We start from the raw sequence: 2,763 nt of genomic DNA on the forward strand, positions 1-2,763 counted from the left end.
GGCGCATGGTAAGCGCGGGTCGGGCGGGGGCGACACGCGGGGCGCGGACCCAGAGGGCCCGGCACCGGTGGTGCCACTCCCGCCCGCCCCGCGGTGAGGCCGGACCAGGAAGCCGTGCGACCGGTATCCGGAATCTCGGCCCTGGGACGAGAAGCCCGGGGCCAGGTGGTCAGAAGCCAGGGTCCGGGGTCAGAACTGGAGGGCCCATGAGTCGATGCGGCCCGTGTCCAGCGCAGCGTTGTCGCTCACCCGGAGCTTCCACACGCCGTTGGCGACCTCCGAGGAGGCGTTCACCGTGTACGTGGTGTTGATGTTGTCCGCGCTGCCGCCGGCTCCGTACGCCTTCAGCGTGTACGCGGTGCCATCGGGGGCGACCAACTGCACCTGGAGGTCACCGATATAGGTGTGGACAATGTTCACAGGCACGCTGAGTGCCGACGGCGCGTTGCCGGTGACACCGCTGACGGTGATCGGCGACTCCGCGGTGGCATTGTCGTTGACCGCGTAGTCGGCCGTGTTCTCGAAGCGCGGCCCGGTCGGCGGCGGTGTGGTCCCCCCGCCGCCCACGTTCAGCAGACGGTTGGGCGAGCCCGTGCCGGGGCTGGTGACGACACCGGTGGTGGCGGCGTTCACCAGGGCCGTCTGGACGGCCGCCGGGGTGGCCGTGGGGTTGTCCGCCAGGTACAGCGCGGCGGCTCCGGCGACATGCGGGCTCGCCATCGACGTACCGGAGATGGTGTTGGTCGCGGTGTCGCTGGTGCGCCAGGCCGAGGTGATGGAGGATCCGGGGGCGAACAGGTCCAGGACGGTGCCGTAGTTGGAGTAGCTCGCCTTGGCGTCGGAGCTGGTGGTGGCGCCGACGGTGATGGCCTCCGCCACACGGGCGGGGGAACGGGTGGAGGCGTTGGTCGTCTCGTTGCCGGCGGCGACGGCGAAGGTGACGCCGGAGGCGACGGCGTTGCGTACGGCGGTGTCGATCGCGGTGTCGCCCGGGCCACCGAGGCTCATGTTGGCGACGGCCGGCTTGACGGCGTTGGCGGTCACCCAGTCGATGCCCGCGACGACCTGCGCGGTGGTGCCCTGGCCCGAGTTGTTCAGGACGCGCACGCCGACGATCTTGGCCTTCTTGGCGACGCCGTACGCCGAGCCCGCGACGGTTCCGGCGACATGCGTGCCGTGGCCGTGGCCGTCCTGGGCGGTGTTGTCGTTGTCGACGGCGTCGTAGCCGTCCACGGCGCGGCCGCCGAAGTCGCTGTGCGAGACACGCACACCGGTGTCGATGACGTACACGGTGACGCCCTCGCCCGCGGTGTCGTCGTAGCTGTAGCTCTGGTTGAGCGGCAGCGCCGACTGGTCGATGCGGTCCAGGCCCCAGGAGGGCGGGTTGGGCTGCGTCGCCGTGATGCGGAAGGTGCGGTTCTGGACGACGGAGACGACGTTCGAGTCCCCGGCGAATCGTTTCGCCTCGGTCTCGGTGGCCTCGACCTCATAGCCGTTGAGCGCCTTGGTGTACGTGCGCTCGATCTCGGCGCCGTACCGCTCGGCCAGGGCCCTGCCCTTGGTGGAGCCGGCCTTGGCCTCCGCTTTCAGGGTGACGATGTAGCTGTCCTTCACGGCACCGGCCGCGCCGGCGTACTGGATCCGGCCGTCCGCCGCGGCGGTGGCGGGGAGGGCGGAGACGAGCCCGGAGGTGAGCGCCGCGGTGGCCGCCGCGCTGATCAGGGCCAGTCTTCGCCGGTTCTGACGCATCACTGCCATCTGAGGATCCTCCTCAATCGGTGGTGCGCTGGTGGGGGACGACGCACACACGCGGACGCGTGAGAGGGCACCATGGAAGATCATGCCCATGTCAAAACTCTGTGGGGTTCCTGTGCGTCAGCCGAAAGATTGAGGCCTCTGAAGGAATTGCACAAGGCCCCTGCACACACGGAACGGCGGCCGCGACACGATCGTCATGCCACTGCCATGACACACCGTCATACGTCACCGTCGCCGACACCCCCACTTACCCTGCGTGCATGACACCACTGCCGGATCGCTTCTGCCCGACGGACGGCACCCGCGTCCCCGCCGCCTCCCTCGCCTGGTGCTGCCCGGCCTGCCGCGGCCCCCTGGACCTCGACTTCGCGCCCACCCCCGCACCCCTCAAGTCCCTGGCCGGCCGGGTGAACTCGCTCTGGCGGTACGCCGAGTGCCTTCCCCTCGCCACACCGTCGGTCTCGCTCGGCGAGGGCCGCACCCCGCTCGTCGAGCTCACGGACGGCATCTCCGCGAAGCTCGACTATCTGATGCCGACGCTGTCCTTCAAGGACCGGGGCGCGGTGCTCCTGGCCGAACTGGCCCTGCGGCTCGGGCCGAGCCGGGTCGTCGCCGACAGCAGCGGCAACGCGGGCACGGCGGTCGCCGCGTACTGCGCGCGCGCCGCGCTGCCCTGCACGGTCTACGTCCCCGTCGGCACCTCGGCCAAGAAGCTGGAGCAGATCGACGTGCACGGCGCGCGGCTCCGGATCGTCGAGGGGGACCGCGAGGCGGCGGCGGCCGCGGCCCGCGAGGCGGCGGACGAGGAGGGCGTCTTCTACGCCTCGCACGTCTACAACCCTTACTTCCTCCACGGCACGAAGACCTACGTCCACGAACTGTGGGAGGACCTCGGCGGCCGCCTCCCGGACGTCCTGGTCGTCCCCGTGGGCAACGGCACACTGCTGCTCGGCGCCGCTCTCGCCGTCGCCGAACTCCACGCGGCGGGTCTGATCGACCGCCGCC

The 2,763-nt window shown here is 70.8% G+C and carries 2 protein-coding genes; one reads left to right on the forward strand and one right to left on the reverse strand.

The genetic code is table 11. The features are described from left to right. Nucleotides 1-189: 189 nt before the first annotated feature. Nucleotides 190-1,758, reverse strand: coding sequence for a S8 family peptidase (locus tag AOK23_RS32410; protein WP_055716121.1), 1,569 nt, complete (start codon nt 1,756-1,758; stop codon nt 190-192). Nucleotides 1,759-2,018: 260 nt separating this feature from the next. Here AOK23_RS32410 and AOK23_RS32415 point away from each other — a divergent pair. Further along, nucleotides 2,019-2,763, forward strand: a 745-nt coding sequence (locus AOK23_RS32415) for a pyridoxal-phosphate dependent enzyme (RefSeq protein ID WP_157878223.1), incomplete at its 3' end; no start/stop codon positions are given.

Source organism: Streptomyces torulosus, from assembly GCF_001419765.1.
GTDB classification, from domain to species: domain Bacteria; phylum Actinomycetota; class Actinomycetes; order Streptomycetales; family Streptomycetaceae; genus Streptomyces; species Streptomyces torulosus.

Bases quoted from the DNA above. Each gene is read 5' to 3' on its own strand.
- AOK23_RS32410 (WP_055716121.1), bottom strand. From the start codon at position 1,758: ATGGCAGTGATGCGTCAGAACCGGCGAAGACTGGCCCTGATCAGCGCG.